This window comes from Paenarthrobacter sp. OM7, from assembly GCF_029873575.1.
Classification (GTDB): Bacteria; Actinomycetota; Actinomycetes; order Actinomycetales; family Micrococcaceae; genus Arthrobacter.
On sequence record NZ_CP123579.1, the window covers coordinates 541,285 to 566,381 of the forward strand.

24 protein-coding genes are annotated in these 25,097 nt (G+C 63.3%); 15 read left to right on the forward strand and 9 right to left on the reverse strand.

Annotated elements, in window-relative coordinates; all coding sequences use genetic code 11:
- Positions 1 to 9 precede the first annotated feature (9 nt).
- The 4 genes from QEH68_RS02665 to purU form a co-directional block, all read right to left on the reverse strand.
- On the reverse strand, positions 10 to 894 hold the full coding sequence (locus QEH68_RS02665; RefSeq protein WP_280626323.1) for a bifunctional 5,10-methylenetetrahydrofolate dehydrogenase/5,10-methenyltetrahydrofolate cyclohydrolase: 885 nt from the start codon (positions 892 to 894) through the stop codon (positions 10 to 12).
- Positions 891 to 1,517, reverse strand: coding sequence for a cyclodeaminase/cyclohydrolase family protein (locus tag QEH68_RS02670; RefSeq protein ID WP_280626324.1), 627 nt, complete (start codon positions 1,515 to 1,517; stop codon positions 891 to 893). Before QEH68_RS02670 ends, QEH68_RS02665 begins: the two co-directional genes overlap by 4 nt.
- A 132-nt stretch (positions 1,518 to 1,649) precedes the next feature.
- Entirely contained in the window at positions 1,650 to 4,142 is a 2,493-nt protein-coding gene (locus tag QEH68_RS02675; protein WP_280626325.1) for an FAD-dependent oxidoreductase, read from the reverse strand.
- Between the two features lie 48 nt (positions 4,143 to 4,190).
- Positions 4,191 to 5,105 (reverse strand): formyltetrahydrofolate deformylase, encoded by a 915-nt coding sequence (gene purU, locus QEH68_RS02680; RefSeq protein WP_207596052.1) that lies wholly within the window; start codon positions 5,103 to 5,105, stop codon positions 4,191 to 4,193.
- Positions 5,106 to 5,225: 120 nt separating this feature from the next.
- On the opposite strand from purU, the gene QEH68_RS02685 reads away from it, so the two are divergent.
- The 3 genes from QEH68_RS02685 to QEH68_RS02695 all read left to right on the forward strand — a co-directional run bounded on the left by QEH68_RS02685 (position 5,226) and on the right by QEH68_RS02695 (position 7,209).
- Complete coding sequence (locus QEH68_RS02685; protein WP_089593453.1) at positions 5,226 to 5,906, forward strand: GntR family transcriptional regulator; 681 nt, start codon at positions 5,226 to 5,228, stop codon at positions 5,904 to 5,906.
- A 158-nt stretch (positions 5,907 to 6,064) separates the two neighbouring features.
- On the forward strand, positions 6,065 to 6,979 hold the full coding sequence (gene pdxS, locus QEH68_RS02690; RefSeq protein WP_280626326.1) for a pyridoxal 5'-phosphate synthase lyase subunit PdxS: 915 nt from the start codon (positions 6,065 to 6,067) through the stop codon (positions 6,977 to 6,979).
- Positions 6,980 to 6,984: 5 nt separating this feature from the next.
- Positions 6,985 to 7,209, forward strand: coding sequence for a hypothetical protein (locus QEH68_RS02695; RefSeq protein ID WP_280626327.1), 225 nt, complete (start codon positions 6,985 to 6,987; stop codon positions 7,207 to 7,209).
- A gap of 23 nt (positions 7,210 to 7,232) precedes the next feature.
- Here the strand turns inward: QEH68_RS02695 and QEH68_RS02700 are convergent, their stop codons facing one another.
- Positions 7,233 to 8,165, reverse strand: a complete 933-nt coding sequence (locus tag QEH68_RS02700; protein WP_280626328.1) for a LysR family transcriptional regulator — start codon at positions 8,163 to 8,165, stop codon at positions 7,233 to 7,235.
- A gap of 162 nt (positions 8,166 to 8,327) precedes the next feature.
- On the opposite strand from QEH68_RS02700, the gene QEH68_RS02705 reads away from it, so the two are divergent.
- The gene (locus QEH68_RS02705) at positions 8,328 to 9,629 is read left to right on the forward strand and encodes an aromatic ring-hydroxylating dioxygenase subunit alpha (RefSeq protein WP_280626329.1); all 1,302 of its coding nucleotides are present in this window, start codon (positions 8,328 to 8,330) and stop codon (positions 9,627 to 9,629) included.
- A complete protein-coding gene (locus QEH68_RS02710) occupies positions 9,626 to 11,041 on the forward strand; it encodes a ferredoxin reductase (protein ID WP_280626330.1) in 1,416 nt (471 codons plus the stop codon). The genes QEH68_RS02705 and QEH68_RS02710 overlap by 4 nt, the downstream gene beginning before the upstream one ends.
- Here the strand turns inward: QEH68_RS02710 and QEH68_RS02715 are convergent.
- Positions 11,038 to 13,197: a glycogen debranching N-terminal domain-containing protein gene (locus QEH68_RS02715; protein ID WP_280626331.1), complete on the reverse strand. Its 2,160-nt coding sequence runs from the start codon at positions 13,195 to 13,197 to the stop codon at positions 11,038 to 11,040. The two genes, QEH68_RS02710 and QEH68_RS02715, sit on opposite strands and share 4 nt — an antisense overlap.
- A gap of 276 nt (positions 13,198 to 13,473) precedes the next feature.
- Between QEH68_RS02715 and QEH68_RS02720 the strand changes: the two genes are divergently transcribed.
- The 8 genes from QEH68_RS02720 (at position 13,474) to QEH68_RS02755 (ending at position 21,012) form a co-directional block, all read left to right on the forward strand.
- Positions 13,474 to 13,815, forward strand: coding sequence for a hypothetical protein (locus QEH68_RS02720; protein WP_207596057.1), 342 nt, complete (start codon positions 13,474 to 13,476; stop codon positions 13,813 to 13,815).
- Between the two features lie 94 nt (positions 13,816 to 13,909).
- Positions 13,910 to 15,301: a deoxyribodipyrimidine photo-lyase gene (locus QEH68_RS02725; protein WP_280626332.1), complete on the forward strand. Its 1,392-nt coding sequence runs from the start codon at positions 13,910 to 13,912 to the stop codon at positions 15,299 to 15,301.
- A 161-nt stretch (positions 15,302 to 15,462) separates the two neighbouring features.
- Positions 15,463 to 16,962 (forward strand): CoA-acylating methylmalonate-semialdehyde dehydrogenase, encoded by a 1,500-nt coding sequence (locus QEH68_RS02730; protein ID WP_280627958.1) that lies wholly within the window; start codon positions 15,463 to 15,465, stop codon positions 16,960 to 16,962.
- The gene (locus tag QEH68_RS02735) at positions 16,962 to 18,035 is read left to right on the forward strand and encodes an enoyl-CoA hydratase/isomerase family protein (RefSeq protein ID WP_280626333.1); all 1,074 of its coding nucleotides are present in this window, start codon (positions 16,962 to 16,964) and stop codon (positions 18,033 to 18,035) included. Before QEH68_RS02730 ends, QEH68_RS02735 begins: the two co-directional genes overlap by 1 nt.
- Complete coding sequence (gene mmsB / locus QEH68_RS02740) at positions 18,032 to 18,973, forward strand: 3-hydroxyisobutyrate dehydrogenase (RefSeq protein WP_207596060.1); 942 nt, start codon at positions 18,032 to 18,034, stop codon at positions 18,971 to 18,973. The genes QEH68_RS02735 and mmsB overlap by 4 nt, the downstream gene beginning before the upstream one ends.
- A gap of 52 nt (positions 18,974 to 19,025) precedes the next feature.
- A complete protein-coding gene (locus tag QEH68_RS02745; RefSeq protein WP_280626334.1) occupies positions 19,026 to 19,805 on the forward strand; it encodes an enoyl-CoA hydratase in 780 nt (259 codons plus the stop codon).
- A gap of 62 nt (positions 19,806 to 19,867) precedes the next feature.
- A complete protein-coding gene (locus QEH68_RS02750; protein WP_089593463.1) occupies positions 19,868 to 20,161 on the forward strand; it encodes a DUF4190 domain-containing protein in 294 nt (97 codons plus the stop codon).
- Between the two features lie 272 nt (positions 20,162 to 20,433).
- Positions 20,434 to 21,012, forward strand: coding sequence for a dihydrofolate reductase family protein (locus QEH68_RS02755; protein WP_280626335.1), 579 nt, complete (start codon positions 20,434 to 20,436; stop codon positions 21,010 to 21,012).
- Here QEH68_RS02755 and QEH68_RS02760 read toward each other — a convergent pair.
- Entirely contained in the window at positions 21,009 to 21,671 is a 663-nt protein-coding gene (locus QEH68_RS02760; RefSeq protein ID WP_280626336.1) for a TenA family protein, read from the reverse strand. The two genes, QEH68_RS02755 and QEH68_RS02760, sit on opposite strands and share 4 nt — an antisense overlap.
- Positions 21,672 to 21,777: 106 nt before the next feature.
- Between QEH68_RS02760 and QEH68_RS02765 the strand changes: the two genes are divergently transcribed.
- Together QEH68_RS02765 and QEH68_RS02770 are read left to right on the forward strand one after the other, a co-directional pair.
- Positions 21,778 to 22,647 carry a universal stress protein gene (locus tag QEH68_RS02765; protein WP_280626337.1) on the forward strand — a complete coding sequence of 290 codons (870 nt, stop codon included), beginning with the start codon at positions 21,778 to 21,780 and terminating at the stop codon, positions 22,645 to 22,647.
- Positions 22,648 to 22,706: 59 nt separating this feature from the next.
- The gene (locus tag QEH68_RS02770) at positions 22,707 to 23,585 is read left to right on the forward strand and encodes a helix-turn-helix transcriptional regulator (protein ID WP_280626338.1); all 879 of its coding nucleotides are present in this window, start codon (positions 22,707 to 22,709) and stop codon (positions 23,583 to 23,585) included.
- 127 nt (positions 23,586 to 23,712) lie between these two features.
- Here the strand turns inward: QEH68_RS02770 and QEH68_RS02775 are convergent, their stop codons facing one another.
- Together QEH68_RS02775 and QEH68_RS02780 are read right to left on the reverse strand one after the other, a co-directional pair.
- Complete coding sequence (locus QEH68_RS02775; RefSeq protein WP_280626339.1) at positions 23,713 to 23,835, reverse strand: cyclophilin-like fold protein; 123 nt, start codon at positions 23,833 to 23,835, stop codon at positions 23,713 to 23,715.
- Between the two features lie 24 nt (positions 23,836 to 23,859).
- Positions 23,860 to 25,056, reverse strand: a complete 1,197-nt coding sequence (locus tag QEH68_RS02780; RefSeq protein ID WP_280626340.1) for an MFS transporter — start codon at positions 25,054 to 25,056, stop codon at positions 23,860 to 23,862.
- Between the last annotated feature and the right edge of the window lie 41 nt (positions 25,057 to 25,097).

Here is a 25,097-nt window from a genome sequence, read left to right on the forward strand (position 1 = left end):
GGAAACCCTTCAGATCCGGGAACTGGAAGCAGCCAGCAGCGCGGTGGGGGACTGCTGCCGGGCGGCTTCCGCTGTGTGAAGCAGCAACAGTGCTGTGGTCACCGACCCCACACCGCCTGGAACCGGACTCAGGCCGGCGGCGACTCCGGTGACACTGGCTTCGTCGACGTCTCCCACCAGCGAACCGTCGGGCAGGACGTTTGTTCCGACGTCGATCACTACCGTCTCCGGTGAGACATCACTGCCCTTCAGCAGCCCGGTGCGACCGGCGGCAACAACCACGACGTCGGCGGGCCGGGTATGGCGTTCCAGCGGTCCCGACTTGGAATGGCAGATGGTGACGGTCGCGTCCCGCTCCAACAGGAGCAGGGACAGCGGCTTGCCCACAACGGCGGAACGTCCGACGACGGTGACGTTCCGGCCCGCAACCGGGATCTCGAAGTGGTCCAGCAGTTCCACCACCGCCCGCGCGGTAGCCGGCGCGAATGCCGGTTGGCCAACAGCCAGGCGGCCGAGGCTGAGGGGATTGGCGCCGTCGATGTCCTTCTCCGGGGAGATGAGCCCCACCAACCGGTCTGCCCGAACGGCGGCAGGCAGGGGAGTTTGGAGGATGATGCCGTGGACGGTCGGCTCCGCGCTGAGGTCGGCCAGGACATTGGCCAATGCTTGTTCGCTGGCGTCGTGGCCAAGATCAACAATCCTGCATCCAATTCCTGCGCGTTCTGCTGAACGCTCGATCGAACGGACGTACCAGAGCGTTGACTCGTCCTCCGTAGCCACCACAACAGCGAGGGTGGGCCGCATTCCATCGGAGCCCAGGCTGCGGGCCTCGTCCTGGGCTTGCTGCCGGATCAGGGAAGCGAGTCCCTTGCCGGAAAGAACTGCAGTGGTCATGAGAGGATCCTTTCGCGGACACGCTTGACCAGGGAGTCGGCGGCCAGGACAACTTTGTCCTCAAGGCCATCCGTCTGGTCCGCTAAACGTGTGCGGGCTGCGGTGTCTTTGATGGCCACCACGTTGATGTCGATGTTGACCCGGGCAGTGGTGGCGGCAGCGCGGGCTGCATCTGCTGCCGCTGCGACGTCGCTGATGACGTTGGGGTTGGCCACGTCGATAAGTTCGGTGGCGAGGTCCACCACCTCACCGGAAACCTTGATGAGCTGGGCCGGTGTGTGGGCGGCCTGGACCAGGGCGTCCCGGATGGCGTCGGCCTTTGTTGCCTTGAGCTGCTCGGTGTCGGAGGGCAGCTTGTAGGAATCGATGACGGACTGGAACGCGTGTTCGTCGGCGTCCGCCAGACGCAATGCCTCAATGATCAAGTGGTCGGCTGCGCTGGTGATCCTGGCGACGAGTGTCGCGTGCTGCTCATATTTTGGTCCTGTGGTGTATCTGGCCACCATGGCCACCAAGGCAGCACCCTGTGCTGCATGCAGGGCCGCAGCTGCGCCGCCACCGGGGGTCGGCTGACGTGAGGCGAGCCGGGAAAGGTAGTCATTGATGGTTTCTGAGCTGATCATGTGCCGTCCTGGCTGAACTGGGGAAAGGCTGAACTGGGGGAGAAGGCTGAGGGGCAAAAGCTGCGGCCCGGACCCTCCCGGCCGCGAAGGAGGAAGGGGCCCGGGCCGCATGCTGTGGCGAACTTCGGGGTGTTAGCCGCGGAGCCTGCTCATGGTGGGGTCGTACAGCGGATCCTGGGTCACGGTCGCCTGGATGCGGCGGCCGAAATACTCGATTTCCACGGAGTCTCCGATTGATACTGCAGCGGGCAGGTACGCGTAGGCAATCGGCTTCCGGACCGAGTAACCGTAGGCGGCGCTGGTCACGTAACCCACTGCTTGGTCCTTATAGAACACCGGTTCCTTGCCCAGCACCAGGCTCCTGCCGTCGTCGACCGTCAGGCAGCGCAGGCGACGGGCCGAGCCTTCCTCGGTGCGTCCTTCCAGTGCGGCCTTGCCAACGAAGTTCTCCTTGGTCATCTTCACGGCAAACCCAAGACCCGCTTCATAGGGATCGTGCTCGGTGGTCATGTCCGTGCCCCAGGAGCGGTAGCCTTTTTCGAGTCGCAGGGAGCTGAAGGCGGCACGTCCCGCGGCGATGACGCCGAACGGCTGGCCGGCCTTCCACAAAGCATCCCAGAGGCGCTGCCCGTTGTCCGCGCTGGTGTAGAGCTCCCAGCCGAGTTCGCCTACATAGGACAGGCGCATCGCGGTGACGGTGACGCCTCCAATAGTGACCTTCTTGGACCGGAAGTACTTCAGGCCGTCATTGCTGAAGTCATCGTTGCTGACAGTGCCGATGAGGTCACGGGCCAACGGACCCCACAAACCGATGCAGCAGGTGCCGCCGGTGGTGTCGCGGACCTGGACCCAGTCGCCGGCGGTGCCGTTTTGGGTCTGGTGCCGGGCTGCGCGCTCGAAGTAGGCGGTGTCGATGTTGCCGTTGGCGCCCAGCTGGAAGGTGTCTTCGCTGAGGCGGGCCACCGTGATGTCGCTTCGGATGCCGCCGGCCTCGTCCAGAAGGAGCGTGTACGTGACCGCGCCGGGCTTCTTGGCCAAGTCGCCGGTGGTCAGTTCCTGCAGCAACTTCAGGGCTCCCGGGCCGGAAACTTCAAGGCGCTTCAGCGGCGTCATGTCGTACATGGCAACTGCGGTACGGGTCTTCCAGGCCTCGGCTGCGGCGATGGGCGAGCTGAACATTCCAGACCAAGCGTCACGGGCCGGGGGCTGCCAGTCGTCCGGCATTTCCTTGAGGAGCTCGGCGTTGGCTTCGAACCAGTACGGGCGCTCCCAGCCGGCGCCTTCCAGGAAGTAGCCGCCCAACTGCTTGTGGCGGGCATGGAAGGGGCTGACGCGAAGGTTGCGGGGGGAGAGCTTGGGCTGGAGCGGGTGCATCACATCGTAGATTTCCACGAAGTTCTGCTGGGACGTTTCGCTGACGTATTCGGGGGTCAGCTGGACCTCTTCGAAACGGTGGATGTCGCAGTCTCCCAGATCAATCTGCGACTTTCCGTCCACCAGCAGTTCGGCCACGGCGCGGGCGATGCCCGCCGAGTGGGTGACCCACACGGCCTCGGCCACGAAGAACCCGTCCACTTCCTTGGACTCGCCTACCAGTGAGCCGCCGTCCGGGGTGAAGGAGAAGATGCCATTGAAGCCATCCTCGATCTCGCTTTCCCGCAGTGCCGGCAGGATCTGCTTGCTTGCTTCCCACGCGGGAAGGAAGTCTTCCAGGGTGAAGTCCAGGCGGGAGGGCATGTTGTGCTCGCTGATGCTGCTTGGCTCGTAGCTGCCCAGCTCATCCAGATCCACCGGCATGGGGCGGTGCGCGTAGGAGCCGATGCCGTAACGGTCGCCGTGCTCGCGGTAGTAGAGGTCCTGGTCCTGGTGGCGCAGGATGGGCAGCTGGGCGCCGTTGGGCAGTTCGTTCTTGCCCTTTTGGGCGGGAACCGGCGTCGTCTTGACGTACTGGTGTGCCAACGGCAGGAGCGGAACGGACATCCCGATCAACTCGCCCACCTTGGCGCCCCAGAAGCCGGCGCAGGAAACCACGATGTCCGCCGGGATGACGCCTTCGGCGGTCTCGACGCCGGTTACGCGGCGGTTCGACTGCTCAATTCCGGTGACCTCGGTGTTGCCGATGTACTTCACGCCGGCAGCTTCGGTGCGCTTGATGAGCAGTTGCACGGCGCGGGCGGCAAGCGCCAGTCCATCGGTGGGAACATGGAGGCCACCCAGGATGTCTTCCTCATTGATCAGGGGGTAGAGCTCCTTGCATTCCTCGCGGGTGAGGATCTTGCCGTCGATGCCCCACGATTGTGCGTAGCCGAGCTTGCGTTTCAGGTCAGCCAGGCGCGTCTCATTGGTGGCAACTTCAAGGCCGCCCACTTGGTTGAAGCAGCTCTGGCCGTCCTCGGTGAGGGACAGGAGTTTTTCCACCGTGTACTTGGCAAAGAGGGCCATGGACTTTGACGGGTTGGTCTGGAAGACCAGGCCCGGCGCGTGGGACGTGGAGCCGCCGGGCATGTTCAAGGGTCCCTGGTCCAGGACGGTGATGTTGTTCCATCCGCGGGTGACCAGTTCGTCGGCGAGGTTGGTGCCGACGATCCCGGCTCCGATGATGACAATGCGGGGCGTGGATGCCATGGGGGTTCTCCTGCTGAAGTTTGTGTGGGGTCTGGGGCGACGGGTGGCTTAGCGGAAAACCACGGTGCTGGTCTGGTCCAGCAGCACGCGGTGTTCGCAATGCCACCTGACGGCGCGGGACAATGCCAGGGCTTCGGCATCCTGGCCCACGGTTGAGAGGGTCGTGGGGCCGTAGCTGTGATCGACGCGGATGACTTCCTGCTCGATGATCGGTCCCTCGTCCAGGTCCGCGGTGACGTAGTGGGCAGTGGCACCCACCAGCTTCACGCCGCGGTCATAGGCCTGGTGGTAGGGGCGGGCGCCCTTGAAGCCGGGCAGGAATGAGTGGTGGATGTTGATGGCGCGGCCCTCAAGGGCGCGGCAAAGATCGTCGGAGAGGACCTGCATGTAGCGTGCCAGCACCACGAGGTCCGCGTTGTACTCCTCCACCAGGTCCAGAAGGCGCTGTTCAGCCTCTGCCTTGGTGTCAGGGGTGACGGGAATGTAGACGAAAGGCAAGCCTGCGGCTTCAGCCATGGCCCGGTGGGTCTCGTGGTTGGAAACAACCACGACGAGGTCGCCGCCAAGGCTGCCGCCGCGCCAGCGGAAGATGAGGTCGTTCAAGCAGTGCCCAAACTTGGACACCATCACCAGGACCCGCTTTTTGGTCTGGTCATGGAAGCTGAACTTCATCTCGAAACGGTCGGCAATCGCGCTGAACTCCTCTTCAAGCCGTTCCGGCGAGTAGGACAGCGGGCCCGAGAAAGCGGTCCGCAGGTGCAATGTCTGGCGGAGGCCGTCGTCGAACTGTTGGTGTTCTTCGATGTTGAAGCCGCGCTCAAACAGGAAGGTGGTGACTGCCTGAACGATCCCGGCGCGTTCGACGCACGACAATGTGAGTACGAACTTCTGTGCTTGCTCTTCTTTGAGCAATTCGGGCGTGGGTAGTGTGCTTACCGGTGAGTCTGTCGCCATGAGGGTCATGTCGCCTCCTTTAGATATATTCCTGGGTCCTGAACTGATATATTAGGATTGGGATTCAGCGTATACTGGTGACTCAGGCAGGTCAATAGGTTTTTCGGTTGTGAAGAAGGGGATGGCGCTGTGGCTTTTGGAACTCTGGCAATCGCCGGCGAAGACACGAGGAAGTCTTTGGCTGACCTCGCCTACGAACGCCTCCGGGATCGCCTCCTGATGCTGGACATCAAGCCCGGCGACCTCCTCAACGACGATCAGCTTGCCAAGGACCTGGAGATAGGCCGGACGCCGGTGCGCGAGGCCTTGAAGCGTTTGGAACTGGACCGGCTGGTCATCACCTATCCGCGGCGGGGCACGTTCGCCACCCGCGTGGAAGTAACGGACCTGGCTTTCATCTCCGAGATTCGGGCGCAGTTGGAGCCACTGGCTGCCGCAAGGGCGGCCCGGGTTGCTTCACCTGCCACCAGGCAGCATCTGCGGGATGTCATGCAGGCGGTGGAAGCTTTCGATGTCAGCGCTGCTTCGGTAGTGGAAACGCTGCGGCTCGATGCCAGTGTCCACCAGGGGATCTACGCGGCTGCTGCGAATCCCCATCTTGAAGACGTCCTGATCCGCTATGACAACCTGGCCACGCGGATCTGGTGCATGGTCCTGGACCGGCTGCCCAATCTGGAGCACCACGTGCGCGAACACCTGGATCTGCTCCGGGCTGTTATTGACGGCGATGAGGAGAAGGCGGCTGAGTTGGCCCGGGTTCACGTGAGTGGGTTTGAGCAGGCAGTGCGTCAGGCGCTTTTCGCGGCCTAGCGCCGCCTGCGCCTTCCCGGCTGTTGACTCTCTGGTTGGCCGGTTGCATACTGAACACTTCAACTAATATATCATCCGGATATCAGACTTCCGCGGTTGCCGCTGGTCTATCCGGGCGCTTGTGATGCAATCACAGCCTTCAGCCCTTGGAGTATCGCATGACGACAAGACCCCTCCTCTTCGAACACATCCCGCTGATGGGCAGCAGCCGCGTTAAGCGGGGCATGGCTGAGATGCTCAAGGGCGGCGTCATCATGGACGTCGTTAACGTCGAACAGGCCCGCATCGCCGAGGATTCCGGTGCCGTGGCTGTCATGGCGCTCGAACGTGTCCCGGCCGATATCCGCGCCCAGGGCGGCGTGTCCCGCATGTCCGATCCCGACATGATCGATGCCATCATCGCCGCCGTGTCCATCCCGGTCATGGCCAAGGCCCGCATCGGCCACTTCGTCGAAGCCCAGGTCCTGCAGTCCCTCGGTGTTGACTACATCGACGAGTCCGAGGTCCTGACCCCGGCGGACTACATCAACCACATCGACAAGTGGAACTTCACCGTTCCCTTCGTCTGTGGTGCCACCAACCTTGGTGAGGCATTGCGCCGCATCAACGAGGGCGCGGCGATGATCCGTTCCAAGGGCGAGGCCGGTACCGGGGATGTTTCCAACGCCACCGGGCACATGCGCAAGATCCGTTCCGAGATCGCCAAGCTCGCCGCCCTGCCCGAGGACGAGCTCTATGTTGCGGCCAAGGAATTGCAGGCCCCGTACGAGCTGGTCAAGGAAGTTGCCGCCACCGGCAAGCTGCCCGTGGTGCTGTTCACCGCCGGTGGCATCGCCACCCCGGCTGATGCTGCCATGATGATGCAGCTCGGCGCCGACGGTGTGTTCGTTGGTTCCGGTATCTTCAAGTCGGGCAACCCGGCAGAGCGCGCCGCCGCCGTCGTGAAGGCCACCACGTTCCACGACGACCCGGATGTCATCGCCAAGGTCTCCCGCGGCTTGGGCGAAGCCATGGTGGGCATCAACGTCGACGACATTCCCCAGCCCCACCGCCTCGCAGAGCGCGGCTGGTGAAGGCCATGACGGACCTTGCTCTGGTCAAGACCGTTCACGGCCGTGGCCTCCGCATGGATTGGTCCCAGCTGATCGGCCACACGGTGGAGGTTTGGCTTTCGGGCCATCACGTCCTCACCGGTCTGGTGGATCAAGCCGCCGATGATGATTCGGTGCTCTGGATCGCGGCAGAGGGACTCTCCACCCGGAAGCTGTTCGATAAATCCACGGGCTACCAGGTCTGGGCCTGAACTGCCACTGCCCGGTGCGGAAGTCAGCGGTCGTCCTCGGGGCGGGCCGTGAGGATCCGATGAGCGCTCTCCTGAAGAATGCCGAGCGACTCCTGGATGAGTGGTGAGGCGATACTGCCCCTGCGCACCGCAGCGATAATGCGGCGGGTGGGCTTACCCTTGCCGGTGATACGCAGCCGAACCACGTTCTCCGCACTGTGCAAGGGGGCCAGTCGCGGCAGCAGGCCCACGCCCAGCCCCGCTCCCACGAACGCTATTTGGGTTTCCCACTCAACGGCCTCATGCGCAATCCGAGGTGTCAGCCCCACCGCCGTGAACGCTGCCGTGAAGAGGGAGTGGTAGGTGGAGCCGGCGGCTTCGGTGATCCAGGGTTCCGAGGCAAGCTCTTCGAGCGTCACTGTTTCCCGCTGTGCCAATGGATGATCAGCGGGAATGATCACGTCCAGGGGATCGTCCAGCAGCACGGTCTGTTCGAACCGGGGATCGTCCTCGCCGTAGGTTTCGGATTGCATGGCGACGATGACCGCGAGATCGATTCGTTCTGCCACCAATAAGTCGAAGCAGCGGGCCGGGTTGGCCTCGAGTACTTGGACCTCCAGCAAGGGGCGAGTGGAGCGCAAGGTGGCCGCCAGGGGCGCCAGCAACTGCGCGGCAGCCGTCGAGAATCCGCCCAGCCCGAAATGTGACTGCACCTGGTCGCCGGCCTCCATGGCTGCTGCGCGCAGGCTCTCCCATTCGGCAATGAGGGTATCTGATCCGGTCACAAGAAAGCGGCCGGTGGCGGTCAGTCGCACGCCCCGTCCATCCTTGGTCAGCAGCTGCATTCCCAGCATGCGCTGGAGCTCCCGCAGCTGCGCGGAGACGGCAGACGGGGAGTAACCGGTGAGCTCCGCTGTGGCGCCAATGGTGCCGCAGCGGGCAAACACCCTGAGTGTGATGAGCCTCGCATCAATCATGCACCTATTGTGCACGGTTATCTTCTGAATCTTGCGCTTTTGTTGCGGTTCAATGATCCCTAATCTCATGACTATAAGGTTTTCGACAACGCCGCTCGCACCCAACGCAGCAGTGCTCCCCACGAAACACACTCTGACCCATGCCTCCCGGGAGGAAAACATATGTCTGCTCCAGTCTTGCCCCTCAACTCACGCGGAAAACTCGCTTCATCTTTGCCTGCAGAGCAGCTGGCGGAGATCAGCGGTCTGTTCGAGTTCCGGCGCAAGGGATATTCCCTCGATGCGCCCTTCTACACCGACGCCACGATCTTCAAGATCGATATGGAAGCCATTTTTGGCCAGCACTGGATCTTTGCCGGCAGCATCGCCGAATTGCCGGAGCCGGGCGACTACGTCACCGTCGACTATGGTCCCTACTCCCTGATCGTGCTGCGCAATGACGACGGTGGCGTGAACGTCCTGCACAACGTCTGCCGCCACCGCGGTGCCCGTGTCCTGACCGAGCCCGCCGGGTCAACCGGAAACCTGGTCTGCGGCTACCACTCCTGGACGTACTCTCCGGAGGGCAACCTGATCCACGCCTCGGCGCCGGGCGAGACCAAGTTCGACAAGGGCTGCTTCGGCCTCAAGCGCGCTCACAGCCGCGTGGTTGCCGGACTCATCTTCGTCTGCATCGCAGACGAGCCGCCGGCAGATTTTGACGAAACTTCCAAAATCTTCGAACCGTACCTCGCTCCACACGATCTCTCCAAGACCAAGATTGCCTACCAGCAGAACATCGTTGAAGAGGGCAACTGGAAGCTCGTCATGGAGAACAACCGTGAGTGCTACCACTGCGATGGCCACCCTGAGCTGGCCTGTTCCCTCTTCCCCACCTGGGGCCTGACGGAGGGCTTGATCCCGGCCCACCTTGAAGAAGTATGGGACCGTAACAAGGAAGCACAAGCCTCGCTGGAGGAGCGTTGCCGCCGTTACGGCCTTCCCTACGAGGTGGTGGAGGAGCTCGATACCCGCATTGCGGGAATCCGCATCTCACGTGAATCGCTCGACGGCGAGGGCGAGTCATTCTCGCCCGATGGCCGCCGGCTTTCCAAGAAGCTGCTCGGTGACTTGCGGGACTTCCGTTTGGGCCGCTGCTCGATGCACCTGCAGCCCAACAGCTGGTTCCACTTCCAGAGCGACCACGTCATCACCTTCGGTGTCTTCCCCATCAACGAACACCAGTCACTGGTCCGCACCACTTGGCTGGTGGCCGATGACGCCGTGGAAGGCGTGGACTACGACCTGGAAAAGCTCACCTACACCTGGAAGCAGACCAACCTGCAGGACAAGGCGTTCGTGGAGTTGTGCCAGACGGGCGCCGGCAGCCCCGCCTACGAGCCCGGCCCCTACATGAAGAGCGAATACCAGGTGGAGGCCTTCATCAACTGGTACGTACAGCGTGTCCAGGAGCACTTGGCATGACCGAACTCCTCACTGAGACGGTAGTCCAGGAACCACATCGCATCCGCGGCCTTGAGATGCCGTGGAACAGGGTGATGGGCAGCACCGAGGGGCCGGCCAGCGCGGCCCGCGCTTTGGGCCCGTGGCATCCGCAGGAGTTCATGGCCGAATGCGTTGAGATTGTTCCCGAAGTGGGCGGCATGATGACCTTCGTGTTCCGTCGCTCCGACGGTGCGCCCCTGGCCTTCCGTGCTGGACAGTACGTGAACGTCGCCTTCCCCGTGAACGGCGAGGACCAGGATCCGGCGGACCGCAGCTACTCTCTGTCCAGCGCGCCCACCAAACCGTGGACCTTCGACATCACGGTCAAGCGCGATCCCACGGGCTTGGTCTCACCGTGGGTGCACGAGAACATCAAACCAGGGACTGTTTTGGAGATGCTTGGTCCGGTGGGCGCGTTCCACTTGCCGGACGCCGACCGGCGGGCACGCTACCTGCTCTTGGCCGCTGGGGCGGGGATCACGCCCATCATGTCGATGGTGCGGACCATTCACTCGCTGCCGGGGGAGGCCGACGTCGTGGTGCTCTACCACGGAGCGGCGGCCGAGGGCTTTGCCTTCAACAAGGAGCTCGCCTACATCGCCTCCGTGGACTCGCGCATCAAGGTCTTCTACTCCCTGGGCGATCGCGGCAAACCCGACGACTGGGAAGGGCTCAGCGGAAGGCTGACGGCGGCCATGCTGGACCAGGTGGCTCCCGATGCCAACGGCCGGCAGGTCTATGCCTGCGGCCCCGAAGGGTACCTGAACACGGCCACCGAACTCCTGGGGAAGGTAGGCGTCGACGACACCTCCATCCACATGGAATTCTTCACCGGAGACCGCCAGACCATCCTCGAATATCAGGCGGAACTCGCCCTGGCGGCCGATATTGCGGAGGAAATCGCGGAGGAGATCGCCGATTCCGCCGAGGACTACTACGAAAGCCAGCCCACGGCGTTCGGACTCTACGAGCCCGGCTACGACGCAGGAGGAACGTTGAAGGCCACGGGCCTGCCGCTGGAAACTACCGATCCGGACGGGTCCGGATCGGATGCCTCCGACGGCGGTGCGGACGTGGAGCAGGAGCCTGTTACTCCTGATGCCTCGAGCTTTGACACGGTGGGAACGGGCAGCCTCACCCTGTCCTTCATGCGCACGGGCATTAATGTACGCGTCGACCCCAGCGAGCACATTCTTGGCCCCGCCCAGCGTGCCGGCGTCAGGATCGGCGCCAACTGCAAGGAAGGCATGTGCGGCTCGTGCAAGATCGTCAAGCTTTCCGGTGAGGTCGAGATGAACCATCAGGGCGGGATCCGGGCACGGGAAATCGACGCCGGCAAGTTCCTGCCGTGCTGCTCCACGGCACGCACTGACATGGTGATCGATGCCTAGCTAAGGGGTTCAGCGCGCCGAAGCTCCGCCCGTTCCACCAGCTCCGTGATCCACGGCCGTTGTGCGCGGTTGAGGGTCATGCCCTCGGGAAGTCCCTCCACCTGCGCCGACGAGCCATCGATGTCAATGGTGATGCGTCCGCTTCCCATGGGGGCGTTGCTGATGTGCAGGTCGCCAAAGGACGCCGGCAGGACCGGGTCCAGCCAGAGCCCTCCCAGGGAGATGTGGGCGTCGTACCGCATGAGTCCGGTGATCAACTGGATGGGAGTGGTGGCGGCCCAGGCTTGTGGGGAACACGCCGTTGGGTAAGGTACCGGTTCCCTCAACTGTTCGCGGGGAAAGCCGCAGAAGAGTTCCGGGAGTCTTCCGCCCGAGGACTCCGCAGCGTCAAGAAGCGCAGTGGCAATACGCTGGGCTTCCTCCACGAATCCGTAGCGGAGCAGCCCTGCCGCTATCAGCGCATTGTCGTGCGGCCACACTGACCCGTTGTGGTAGCTGGCCGGGTTGTAGGCGCCCATGTCCGAGGCCAGGGTCCGGACGCCCCATCCGCTGAACATCTCCGGAGACATCAACCGTTCCACCACCAGCGGTGCCTTGTCTTCATCCACCAGGCCAAACCACAGGCAGTGCCCCATGTTCGAAGCGCACGCGTCCACTGGCCGTTTGTCCTTATCCAAGGCCACCGCATAGTAGCCCTTGTCCGGGAGCCAGAACTCTTCGTTGAACTTCTTTTTCAGGCGGTCCGCGCGTTCCCGGAGTTCGGCCGCCAAGGGGAGGTCGCCGTCGTCGTACGCCATCCAGGCGCGCGCCATATAGGCGCCATGCACGTACGCCTGGACTTCGCACAGCGCCAACGGTGGCTCAGCAATGGTGCCATCGGCAAAGTTGATGCCGTCCCAGGAGTCCTTCCACCCCTGGTTGATGAGCCCGTGCTGGTTGGGCCGCCCGTACTCCACGAAACCGTCGCCATCGCGGTCGCCGTAGTCCCTGATCCAGTCAAGCGCACGGTCCGCGTTGGGGAGCAGCTCCGAAATGACGTCTTTGGCGAAGCCCCACCGGCTGACGGAGCCCAGGACAATCACAAAAAGGGGAGTGGCGTCCACGCTCCCGTAGTACGCGGACTTGCCGTCCAAGGCCAGGCTGCTGGAAACATCGAGCCGGACTTCATGCAGGATCTTCCCCGGCTCCTCCTCGCTGGCAGGGTCCACCACCCTTCCTTGCCGGTCAGCGAGGGTACGGAGGGTCCCCAACGCCAGCGACGGGTCAACCGGCAACGCCATCTCGGATGCCCACAGTGAGTCCCGGCCGAACAACGTCATGAACCACGGTGCTCCGGCGGCCACGACCACCCTGTCCGGATGGTCCGGGTCCTGGATCCGCAGCGCCCCCAAGTCTTCGTAACTGCGGCTGAGAGTGCGTTGTATGGAACGGTTTCCCACCTGCAGACGGGGAATCTTGGCTACCCATTCCTGCCGACGGCGATCGCTGGGGGACATGTCGCCGCGGGACGGGTGGGCGAACGGCGTTCCTGCGCCATCCCCTGCGGGAACAACACTCACGCGGGTGCTCCAGCTTCCCGAAGACGGAATCTTAGCCGTGAAGCCCAATGCCCGGGCTCCTGCGCCGGCGCCCTCAGCCCGGATCACCACGCCCTTGCGGATTCCCTCCCACTTTCCACGGATCACCAGGGAATCACCCTCAGGGACGCGGGTTTCCTTCCATTCGCGGGTGATGCGGGCTTCCTTCACTTCAAAAAGGTCCGCAAAATCCGACTCGGCGGTCAGGAGAATTTGGCACTCCACAGGGTGCTTGGAGTAGTTGCGGACTGTGATTTCCTCAAAGATGCCCGTCCCGACTTCCCTGAGTCTCTCCACCAGAAGGGGGCTGTCCGCATAGCCATCGGAGCGGGGAACCCGGCCTGCGAACAGTGCGCGGTAGGGTTCCCGGATTTCGGCGGCCAAAGGCTCCACCACCTGGCCGTTGATGGTCAGTTCCCACCGCGAAAGAATGCGGGTATCCAGATGGAAGACGCCGTGGGGCAGGTCGGGATGGATGTCTCCGTTGGAGGAGGAAATGCAGAAGGACGAACCTTCCACCAAAGTGACCGTGCCCGACCCCAAAGGCCCGGCCGCGGTGTCAGCATTCCAACCAACCACTTGGTGCTCCTTGCCACTGGCTGTTCCGGCTGCTGTGGCCGGCGACTGCTGTGGGGAGACCGGCCGTTTGCGTGGATATAGTCGACGCTACGCTGGAGAGGGTGCCGGCACCAGAGCCGTCCGGGGCCTGGGTCCGGAGTGGGGAAATTCGTGTCCGCAACCCAGAGTTAACCTGTATTCCAGCTACTCCGCGGTATAAGGGGTCTATAATGGGAACAGGACATTCGCTGATGCAGCCCGGCGGCCCGCTTTTCTTCCGACGCCGGAGGCCCCGTAATGACCGACACCCAAATCAGCAGCTTTATCCGAGATTGCGTGGTGTTTGAGGACGACACTGAGAACGGCTTGGATTTTGATACTTTCTATGGCCTGTACATCAGCTGGTGTGTTCTTGGACGTAAAATCCCCATTCCCGACTCCGCTTTTAAGACAGCCCTTGGCCTTGAAGGTCTCAGGCCCATCAAGGAAAACGGCCGCAGAATCTATCCCGGAATGAGCATGGTGGGCGCGGCCGCAAGGGACTACGTCATGAACAGTGTTCCTTTGTGGAGCGAGTCCGAAACCAACAGCCCGGTTCTTTCCGACTTCTCCGAGGAAGCTGTTCCGTCCATCGCCTGATTTAATCAACAGCCTGCGTCCAGCCCGTGCCCCTAGGATTTCATGAGGGGGCATGGGCTGTTCCTGTTTCCGGGGTGTGCGCTGAAAGGAATTGATGAAACCGTCCATCGTGTGGTTCCGGGACGACCTGAGGGTCGCCGACAATCCGGCCTTGCGGGCCGCCGTTGACGACGGTGAAGCCGTGGCCCTGTTCGTCCTCGACGAAGAATCGCCGGGAATCCGCGCCCATGGCGGCGCCGCACGGTGGTGGCTCCACCATTCGCTGACAGCGCTGCGTGAAGAACTGGACAAACTCGGCATCCCGCTGCTGCTCCGCCGCGGACCCGCCGCGGAGGCAGTGCAGGAAACCGCGACGGCGGTTGGTGCGGGCGCGCTCTACTGGAACCGCCGGTACGGTGCGGCTGAGCGAACGGTCGACGCCGGACTCAAGACCTGGGCGGGCGGGGCCGGGCTCCACGTAGCCAGTTTTCAGGCTTCCCTGCTTCATGAGCCATGGAACGTGACCACCAAAACGGGTGGACAATACAAGGTCTTCACACCTTTCTGGCGGACGGTGTCCGCACAGGAATTCCGCGAGCCGTTGGCCGTGCCCGCGAAGGGGCATGGTTACACGGGCAAGCTGCCGGCCGATGAAAAGCTGGACTCCTGGCATCTCCTGCCCACCCATCCGGACTGGTCCGGGGGATTGGCCGGGATGTGGACGCCTGGAGCGGCTGCCGGCCACCAGCGTCTCGCTGCGTTCGTGGAGAAGGGGCTCTCCAACTACAGCGAGGGCCGGAACCGTCCGGATACCGATGGGAGCAGCTGCCTGTCGCCTTACCTGCGGTGGGGTGAGCTGAGCCCGTTTGAGGTGTGGCATGCCCTGGGTTCCAAGCGGTCCGAAAGCGCCTCGATCTTTGCTTCTGAGCTGGGGTGGCGTGAATTCTGCTGGCACCAGTATTTCCACAACCCGGAGCTCGCCACCGCGAACCTTCGCTCCGAGTTTGATCGCTTCCCGTGGGCGTGGCCCGGCAGCAGCGGAAGGAACGGTAAAAATCCCGGCCACGACAGTGCGCCGGAGGAGTTCCGGGCCTGGCAGCAGGGCCGCACAGGTTTCCCCATGGTGGACGCCGGGCAACGCCAGTTATGGCACACCGGCTGGATGCACAACCGCGTACGCATGGTGGCCGCCAGCTTCCTGGTGAAGAACCTGGGTATCCATTGGCAGCTCGGTGAGCAGTGGTTCTGGGACACCCTGGTGGATGCAGATCCGGCGTCGAATCCCGCCAACTGGCAGTGGGTGGCCGGCTCCGGAGCAGACGCCTCGCCCTTCTTCAGGATCTTCAACCCTGAGGCCCAGCGGGTTAAGTTCGATCCCCAAGGGAAGTACATCGCCCACTGGATCCCCGAATTCGGAACGCCCGAATACCCCGGGGAAATTGTGGACCTCAAAACCACCCGGGCGGAAGCACTCGAAGCGTACAAGGGGATGAAGGAAGTCCACTAGGAAGCCACCCGCCCTCAAAACAACCCTCTGGAAATTAGTAGGAAGTCCGAGTATATTCGGGTTCAGAGATGACCTGGATCACAGTTGGTCACGTGTTCCCCGCAGTGGTCCCAGCACCCGGCGGCACGGCAGTCATTCACGATGCAAAGGAGCATTCCACCATGGTGCGCGAGCTTTCACACTACGTAGACGGCCAGAGGATCGACGGCACGTCCGGCCGCTTCAGCGATGTCTACGATCCCTGCACGGGCGAAGTCCAGGCCCGGCTTCCGCTGGCCAGCGCCGACGAGGTCCGCAACGCCGTCGCAAATGCCGAAAAGGGCCAACTCGAATGGGCGGCCATGAACCCGCAACGCCGGGGACGCATCCTGCTCAAGTTCGTGGACCTGGTCAACGAGAACATGGACGAACTCGCCACGCTCCTGTCCTCCGAGCATGGCAAGACGTTCGCGGACGCCAAGGGCGACATCCAGCGCGGCATCGAGGTGGTGGAGTTCTCCGCCGGCGCACCGCACCTCCTTAAGGGCGAGTTCTCGGACAACGCCGGACAGGGGATCGACGTCCACTCGCTCCGCCAGCCCCTCGGTGTGGTCGCGGGCATCACGCCGTTCAACTTCCCGGCCATGATTCCGCTGTGGAAGTCCGGCCCGGCGCTCGCAGCCGGGAACGCCTTCATCCTCAAGCCCTCCGAACGGGACCCGTCGGTTCCGCTGCGCCTGGCCGAGCTGTACAGCGAAGCCGGGGTTCCCAACGGCGTCTTCAACGTCATCAACGGTGACAAGGAAGCCGTGGACGCACTGCTCGAAGATCCGCGCGTGAAAGCCATCGGCTTTGTGGGCTCAACTCCCATCGCACAGTACATCTACGCCACGGCAGCTGCGCACGGCAAGCGTGCACAGTGCTTCGGCGGGGCAAAGAACCACATGGTGATCATGCCCGACGCCGATCTGGACATGGCAGCCGACGCACTGATTGGTGCCGGGTACGGTTCCGCGGGTGAACGTTGCATGGCCATCTCCGTAGCCGTGCCGGTGGGACAAGAAACTGCCGATGCCCTGGTGGCCAAGCTGACCGAGCGCGTCAAGGACCTGAAGGTTGGCCACAGCCTGGACAAGGACTCGGACTTCGGGCCGGTCGTGGCAGCCTCTGCCAAGGAACGCATTGAGGGCTACATCCAGTCCGGGGTGGACGAAGGCGCAACCCTGGTCACCGACGGCCGCGGACTCACCGTGGACGGCTACGACGGCGGCTTCTGGGTTGGCCCCACCCTCTTCGACAACGTCACCAAGGACATGAAGATCTACAAGGAAGAGATCTTCGGACCTGTCCTGAGCGTGCTGCGCGCAGCTGACTACGACGAAGCGCTCAGGCTCTGCAGCGAGCACGAGTTCGGCAACGGCGTCGCGATTTTCACCCGCGACGGCGACTCCGCCCGCGACTTCGCCAGCCGCGTGGAGGTGGGCATGGTGGGCATCAACGTGCCGATTCCCGTGCCGATTGCGTACTACACGTTCGGCGGCTGGAAAGCTTCGGGCTTCGGCGATCTCAACCAGCACGGCGCCGACGCGTTCCGGTTCTACACCAAGACCAAGACCGTGACGTCGCGCTGGCCCTCCGGCATCCGCCAAGGCGCCAGCTTCATCATGCCGGCGGGCAGCTGATGGGGGCTCCAGAGACTGAAGACGAAGTTCTGTTTGAGCGTCGGGGCCACCTGGGCATCGTGACCCTGAACCGTCCGAAAGCCGTCAACGCCCTGAATGCGGGAATGGTGCAAGCCATGTTCCGGCAGCTTACGGAGTGGGCCGACGACGACGCCGTTGCCACCGTTCTGGTGCGCGGCGCGGGAGACCGCGGGCTGTGTGCCGGCGGCGACATTGTGGCCATCTACAAGGACATGCTGCACGGCGGAACCGAAACTGCGGAGTTCTGGGCGGACGAGTACCGGCTGAACTCGTTGATTGCCCACTATCCCAAACCGTACGTGGCGTTCATGGACGGGCTGGTTTTGGGCGGTGGCGTTGGCATCTCGGCCCATGGCTCGGTGCGCGTGGTCACCGAACGGACGCGTACCGGCATGCCGGAAACAACCATCGGTTTTGTGCCCGACGTCGGTGGAACGCTCCTGCTGTCGCGCTCGCCGGGGGAGACGGGAACCCACGCGGCCCTGACGGGAGCACACCTGTCCGGCTCGGATGCGTTGTTCCTGGGACTCGCGGACCACTTTGTGCCGTCCGAAAACCTGCGGGCCCTGGCGGAAGCGCTGGAAAGCTCGACGCCGGAAGCCGCCGTCGGGCGTTTCGCGCAAGCCGCGCCGGACTCGGCACTGGCGGCGCAGCGCGAATGGATCGACGCCGCGTACGTGTATGACGACGCTGAAGAGATTGTCCGGAGCCTGCGCTCTGCCGGGGCCGAAGCTGCTGCCGCGGCGGACACGATTGAGGCGAAGTCTCCCACATCGGTGAAAGTCGCCTTGGAATCGCTGCGACGGGTGCGGGGGCTTTCCCTGGAGGAGGCTTTGGATCAGGAGTATCGCGTGGGGCTTCGCTGCTTGGCCGGTCCTGATTTCCGGGAGGGCATCCGCGCGCAGGTAGTGGACAAGGACAGGAATCCGCAATGGAAGCCGCCTGCCCTGGCTGACGTCCAGCCGTCCGACGTCGAGGGCTACTTTGAGCCGCTCGGCGAACGGGAACTGGGTCTTGCCGGGCTGGGCAGCGAGTCGAAGGAGACGGTATGACAGAGAATGCAGCCATGTCAGATATCCAAGGCCCGGAAACGGGACTCATCGCTTTCCTCGGTCTCGGCCACATGGGCGGGCCGATGGCGGCCAACCTGATCAAGGCCGGACACGACGTTATTGGGTACGACCCCGTTCCGGCGGCCGTGGAAGCGGCGTTGGCCCACGGGATTCCCATGGCATCCTCTGCCCACGAGGCTGCAGCGGAGGCGGCCGTGGTGCTGACCATGCTCCCCAGCGGCAAGCATGTCCTGGATGCCTACCGTGGCGTGGACGGGCCGGGGCTGCTGTCGGTTGCGAAGCCGAACACCCTGTTCCTGGACTGCTCCACCATCAACGTGGACGAAGCCCGGGAAGCCGCGGCGCTGGCCGTGGCAGCGGGTCACCGGTCCGTTGACGCCCCGGTTTCCGGCGGCGTGGTGGGCGCCGAAGCGGGCACCTTGACGTTCATGGTGGGTGCGCTTCCGGAGGATTTTGAGACCGTGCAGCCGATCCTGGAATTGATGGGCAAACGTATTGTCCACTGCGGGGACCACGGTGCCGGGCAGGCCGCCAAGGTCTGCAACAACATGATCCTGGGGGTGTCCATGATTGCTGTTGCCGAGGCCTTCGTGTTGGGCGAGAAGTTGGGCCTCACGCATCAGGCGTTGTTCGACGTCGCCTCCAACGCGTCCGGGCAGTGCTGGGCGCTCACGACCAACTGCCCCGTTCCGGGGCCGGTACCCACCAGCCCCGCCAACCGCGACTACCAGCCGGGTTTCGCCGGAGCATTGATGGCCAAGGACCTGCGCCTGGCACTGAATGCGTTGGAAAGTACAGGAGTAGCGGCGGAGATGGGGCCGTTGGCATCGCGAATCTACGATGCCTTCGCTGCCGGCGAGGGCGCCGGCAGGGACTTCTCCGGCATCATCACGGAGATTCGGGACAAGTCCGTGTGAGAGGTTGGAACAGAGTGGTTGTGATTTGTTGGGCTTGGCGGAGAGGGAGAGCATGACGGAGCAGTACCAGAACATTGTGGTGGAACGGCGGGGCCGGGTTGGACTGGTGACCCTGAACCGGCCGGAGGCGTTGAATGCGCTGAACACCGCACTCATGAATGAGCTCGTGGATGCAGTTTCCGCCATGGATACCGACCCTGAAGTGGGGGCCGTGGTGATCACGGGATCCGCCAAGGCATTCGCAGCCGGGGCCGACATCAAGGAAATGTCTTCCAACAGCTACATGGACATGTACGCGGCAGATTGGTTCCGGCGGTGGGAGGACCTCACCCGCCTGCGCATTCCAGTCATAGCTGCGGTTTCCGGTTTTGCCTTGGGTGGTGGCTGCGAACTGGCCATGATGGCCGATTTCATCATCGCCGGAGATAACGCCAAGTTTGGCCAGCCGGAGATCAACCTGGGCGTCATCCCGGGCATGGGCGGCTCTCAGCGGCTGACCCGCGCCGTGGGCAAGGCCAAAGCGATGGACATGGTCCTGACGGGCCGGTTCATGGATGCGGACGAAGCCGAACGGTCCGGCTTGGTCTCCAGGGTGGTTCCCGCCGCTGAGGTCATCGACGAAGCAGTCAAGGCAGCAGAAGTCATCGCGTCCAAGTCCAAGCCCGCCGGCATGGTGGCAAAGGAAGCCGTCAACGCGGCCTTCGAGATGGGACTGTCCCAAGGGGTTGTCTTCGAACGGAGAGTTTTCCATTCGCTCTTCGCTACCGAGGACCAAAAGGAGGGCATGGCCGCCTTCAGTGAGAAGCGCCAACCGGAGTTCAAACACCGGTAATTCGCGCGTGTTTTCTGGAGTGTCGGGGATAGACTCGGTGCACTTACAAATGGGGAGAGAACATGTCAACGGAGATCGTTCAGGCTAACCACACTGAAGCATCCACCCAGCCGATCAACCGGCAGGCCCTCGTTGCCGCAGCCATGGCCGTACTTGCCCTCGTCGGGCTGTTTTTCGCGGGCATGGCCGTCATCGCGGTCTTCGTCGTTGGGGCAGGCCATGTGGCCTTGAACCAGATTCAGCAGCGAGGCGAACGGGGACGGGGCTTCGCCATTGCCGCTCTGGTGGTGGGTTACGGCATAGGAGTCCTGTCCCTGGGCTCGGCGCTGATCTTCGCCTTCACCTCCGCAGGCTGAGTAGGACGCAGCTCACGGTCCTTCCCTCGTCACGTTCCGGCTGCTCGCGTGTCCATTCTATGGACACACGAACAGACGACAATGAGGGACCCCATGACCTGGCAATTTTGCGACAACGATGACTGCCCTGACAGCTGGCACTGGACCGAGCTGACGGGAACTCCGGAGTCTTGCCGTGGCTCCGATGAACAGGAGACCCGCCAAAGGGTTGTCCGCCCGTACTTCGCGGCGTAGGCTCCTGCGGGCCACCACCCGCAGTCGAGGAGTGAGTCATGGGACAGCTGATCGTGCAGGATTTTGTGACCGCCGACGGTTTCGCCGCCGACACCAACAACGAGTTCAAGGCCTACGAGTTATTGGAAGGCGGAACGGCCGAGTTTGACCGGGCCCAACTCGAATGGCTTGGCAGCGTGGAAGCCATGGTTCTGGGTGCCAACACCTACAGATACTTCGTGGAGTTCTGGCCGACGCCCGCGTCGGAGGGCGAGATCATCGCACCAGCCCTGAATGGCCTGCGCCGCCACGTGTTTTCGCGCCACCTGAAGGAAGCCCCGTGGGGCGACTTCCCGCCGTCGAACGTTGAATCCGGCGACGCGATCGAGGCGATCCGCCGCATCAAGCGCGAGTCCGCCAAGGACATTGTCCTATGGGGCAGTTTGTCCCTGGGTCAGACGTTCTTCGCGGCCGGCGAGATGGACGCGGTCCGGTTGGTGGTCATGCCGATAGGCCAAGGCGCCGGCAGGGGCGTGTTCCCCGCCGGACACGACCCCGCCCTTCTGAAACTCGTGGACGTGAACAGCTACGATCAAGGCTTGGTGGAGCTCAGTTACACCGTCCGGAAGCAGGGCTAGCTGACAGCGGCGGAGGTCAGCGTTGCGTCGAAGAACGCCCGCTCCAGCCGCACTGCCTCCGCGAAGACCGCAGCAACGCGGTTCCGCTCCTGAGGCAGTGAAGGCTCGACGGCGTCGAACTCGTCGCGCAGCCACGTCACCCACGTGTTGTACTCGGGGTTGTTGTGGAGGCGGATCCACTCGGCATGCTTGGGTTCGACGGGCCACTGGGTGGGGTCTCCGGCGCGCGCGGCCCAATCTCCGTACAGCCATTCGGCAACCAGCAGAACGGCGAGGACCTCCGGGTAGGAGCGGGTGGCGAGGGCGCTCCGCATGAGGGCGTCGAAGTCTTGGGTGGCCGTTCCGAGAGCGGGCGCAGTCCTCTCTGCTTCCGGAACGTCCAGTTCATTGAAGCAATCCTGGAAGTACGTATTCTCGTCGGATGCGAAGGCCCCGAGGACACCAGCGAACACCAGTCGGGAAGGCAGCGACGGTGCCGAGGCTACGGCTTGACCCAAGAGAGCGGTGAAGGCATCGCAGAACTGGTAATCCTGCACCAGGTAATGGCGCAGCTGCTCATCGGGAAGGGACCCGTCCAGCAGTTGGTCCACGAATGGATGGTTAACGGCGGCGTCCCAATCCTCGGCTGATTGGTTCCTGAGTTCTTTGGCAAAGCCCACGGTGTTTCCTCCTGAAGTGTCAGCATCGGAGCCTAGCAGCGTGCTGCGTTGTGGCGGTGGGCGTGACGCTATGGTGCCGCTCCCGGGGCCGGCGTAGGCTCTGGCCATGACGAACGAGGGTGCATCCAAGACGATCGTGGTTGGCTATGACGGATCCGAAGAATCACACCGCGCCGTTCAGTGGGCCGCTAAACATTCGATCCTGCGGGACTGTTCCCTCCACGTAGTGCACTGTTCCTTGTGGGTCCTGCTGTCCCACAACAGGGGACCCGTTCCTGGGGTTGCCGATAGCGGTCTGGAACGGGCCGCTCAGAAAGTCCTGGAGGAAGGTGCGGCTCTCGCCAAGGAGACCGTCCCCGAGCTGGAAGTCCACACCACCCTGTTGCACGGGATGCCCCGCGATCACCTGGCCCACGTTTCGGCCGGCACTGCGATGTTGGTGCTCGGAAGCCGGGGACTGGGCGGGTTCATGGGTTTGCTGGTGGGATCCGTCAGCCTGGAGATGGCAGCAACGGCAGAGTGCCCAGTGGCCGTGATCCGTGCGGACGACAACCCTGAAGGCTTTGTGTTGCTGGCTGTCGATGACTCAGGATCACCGACAGCACTTGAGGATGCGTGCCATTTCGCTGAAGCATCAGGGGCTGACCTCAAGATCGTGCATGTGCTCCACGAACCTGCCGGGTACCGGCGGTTGCGCGATCCCGTTGAAGACTATCCCGACGCAGAAGCCCTCGTGGATTCCGTCATGAGCCGGGCCCGCCACAAAGCACCCGGGATCGAGGTGGCCGGAGAGTTGCTGGTGGATGCTTCCTTCTCTCGGGCTGTGGTCAAAGCTTCGCAAGGAGCACGCCTGACGGTGGTGGGGACCAAAGGGCACGGGGTCATCAAGGGCACCATTGGTTCCACGGCGCACGCTGTCCTTCACCATGCCCACAGTCCCGTGTTGGTGTCCCGCCGGAAGGCCGAGCCTGCATAAGCCGGTGGAGGCTCTCTCAGGGACTCCCTCGCGCGACGGCCCGGAACTAGGGTGAAGGTATGGACAATCGGGCAGAAGTACGCGAATTCCTGATCTCCCGGCGTGCCCAGGTAACCCCTGAGCAGGTGGGGCTGCCGGCCGGTTCGAATCGACGAGTCAAGGGATTGCGGCGCAGTGAGGTGGCCACTCTTGCCGGACTGAGCGTTGAGTATTACACCCGTTTGGAGCGCGGTGCCATCAGTGGTGCATCGCCACAAGTGCTTGAGAGCCTGGCGCGGGCGTTGTGCTTGGACGACGCGGAACGGGCCCATCTGTTCGATCTCGCTCACTCCGCCAGTCCGGTTGCGCGGCCGCCGAGGCGACGCAGCGCCAAGTCCTACGTGCCGCATCAGAGCCTGCAATGGGCGCTTGATGCTGTCACCGCAGGTCCCGCCTTTGTTCGGAACGGCCGGATGGATCTGCTGGCCGTGAACCCGTTGGCCCGGGCGTTCTACAAGGACTGTTACGACATGCCGGGCCAGGCGCCCAACATCGCACGGTTTACGTTCCTGGATGATCGTGCCCACGAGTTCTACCCGGACTGGGATGCCTTTGCGGAAGTGACCGTTTCCATCCTGCGCACAGAGGCTGGGCGAGACCCGCACAACAAAGAGCTTCACGATCTCATTGGTGAACTCAGCACCCGCAGCGAGGAGTTCCGCACCCGCTGGGGCGCACATAACGTCCGCCACCATGGCACTGGCTTCAAAACGTTCAACCACCCCATCGTTGGCGAGATGACGCTCGCCTTCGAGGGCCTCGAGATGGCGGCAGAACCCGGATTGACCCTGACCATCTACGCTGCGGAACCCGGATCGCCGTCGGCCGAGCGTCTGCAGCTGTTGGCATCGTGGGCGGCCAGCGAAGACGCCGTTCCATTCAAAAACGACCGTTTCTGACCTGTCTACAGGCCGCTAGCGTGGATTTCCAGCCAGTCCGGTAATGTCGCCGCCGGCATGGCCGCAACTCTCCTCCTAGGGGGAGGGTCCCAGTTGCTGGCGTGTTGAGGTTCACTGTGTCCCCCGGTCATTGGCCAGACTCGAGGAGATCAGCGATCTGTTCCCGGCCGGCGAACTCTTCAATGGTGAGGGTCAGTGGCAGCACGCTCGGGAAGTCCTGAATGGCCGGGCTTCCCTCACCGATGGTCACGACCTGTGGCGGTGCTGCTGCACTTCACGCCAAAGCACCTTCCTTCCGATCCTTCAGCATCAGCACCGTGAGCGGCAGGAAGTAGAGCGCGGCGACCCCAGTGCCCACCAGCACCGGACCGCTGGCTCCCAGCGCGGACTCCAGTGCGAAGCCGGCCATCCAGGATCCCACTGCCGTGCCCAGATTGAATGCCGATGTGCTGAGCGCCGAGGCCAGGGTTGGCGCGTGCCCGGCATATCCAACTGCCTTGCCGATCAGTATCGGGTTGGTTGCCATGCCGAAGAGGCCCAGCAGGAAGATCAGGACCACTGTCGTCACGGCGTAGTGGGAGAACAGAAAGAGGGCACCGAGGACCAGGAACGTCATTCCTGCTGAGATGAACAGTGCCGTGTATGGGCGGCGGGAACCGAAGTGGCCACCCAGGGTGGAGCCGATGAACGCCCCGACGCCGTACGCCATAAGCACCAGCGGAACCGCGGCTGCGGCAAGCCCGGCGTTCTCGGTGAGCAGCGGAGAGATGAAGGTGTAGGCAGCCAAGGAAGATCCGCACACCATCGCGCAGCCCGCCAGGACAAGCCAAACCCTCGAGTCCCGCATACTCGCCAGTTCAGCACGCACCGACGGTGTGGGCCCCGAAACAGGATCCTCGGCAACCAACTGGTACACGGCAACTGCACCCACCAGGGCCAACGCGGCGAGTATCCAAAACGGCCCCCGCCAACCAATCGCCTGACCGGCAAACGCTCCCAAGGGAACACCCACGACGTTGGCGAGCATTCCGCCGCCCAACACTACCCCTAGCGCCCGCGAAGCTGCCGCAGCGCCTGCCGCTTTGGCACCCACGACGGCGGCTACCGCCCAAAAAGCGCCTGTCGCCAACGCCGTGAGGAACCGCGCGCCAAGAATGATCGTAAAGTTCAGGGAAAGCGCCACAATCACGTGACCCACCGCGAAGACCACCAATGCGAGACTCAGAGTCAGGCGGCGTGGCAGCTTCAGAGTCAGGATGGACATTGTGGGGGTACCCACGATCATCCCTACCGCGAAGACCGTGATCATGAGGCCCGCGTTGGCTACGGACGTGCCAAGATCTGTGGCGATCTCCGGCAGCATGCCCGCAACAATAAACTCGGTGGTTCCCATCAGGAACACACCCGCTGCCAGAACGTAGGTCACCAAGGGCAAACGCCGGGTCTTGGCGGTGGGAAAGGTTGTGGTCATGGATCCAGAACATCAGGTTCACAGCGGGGGAGGGAGTCCCG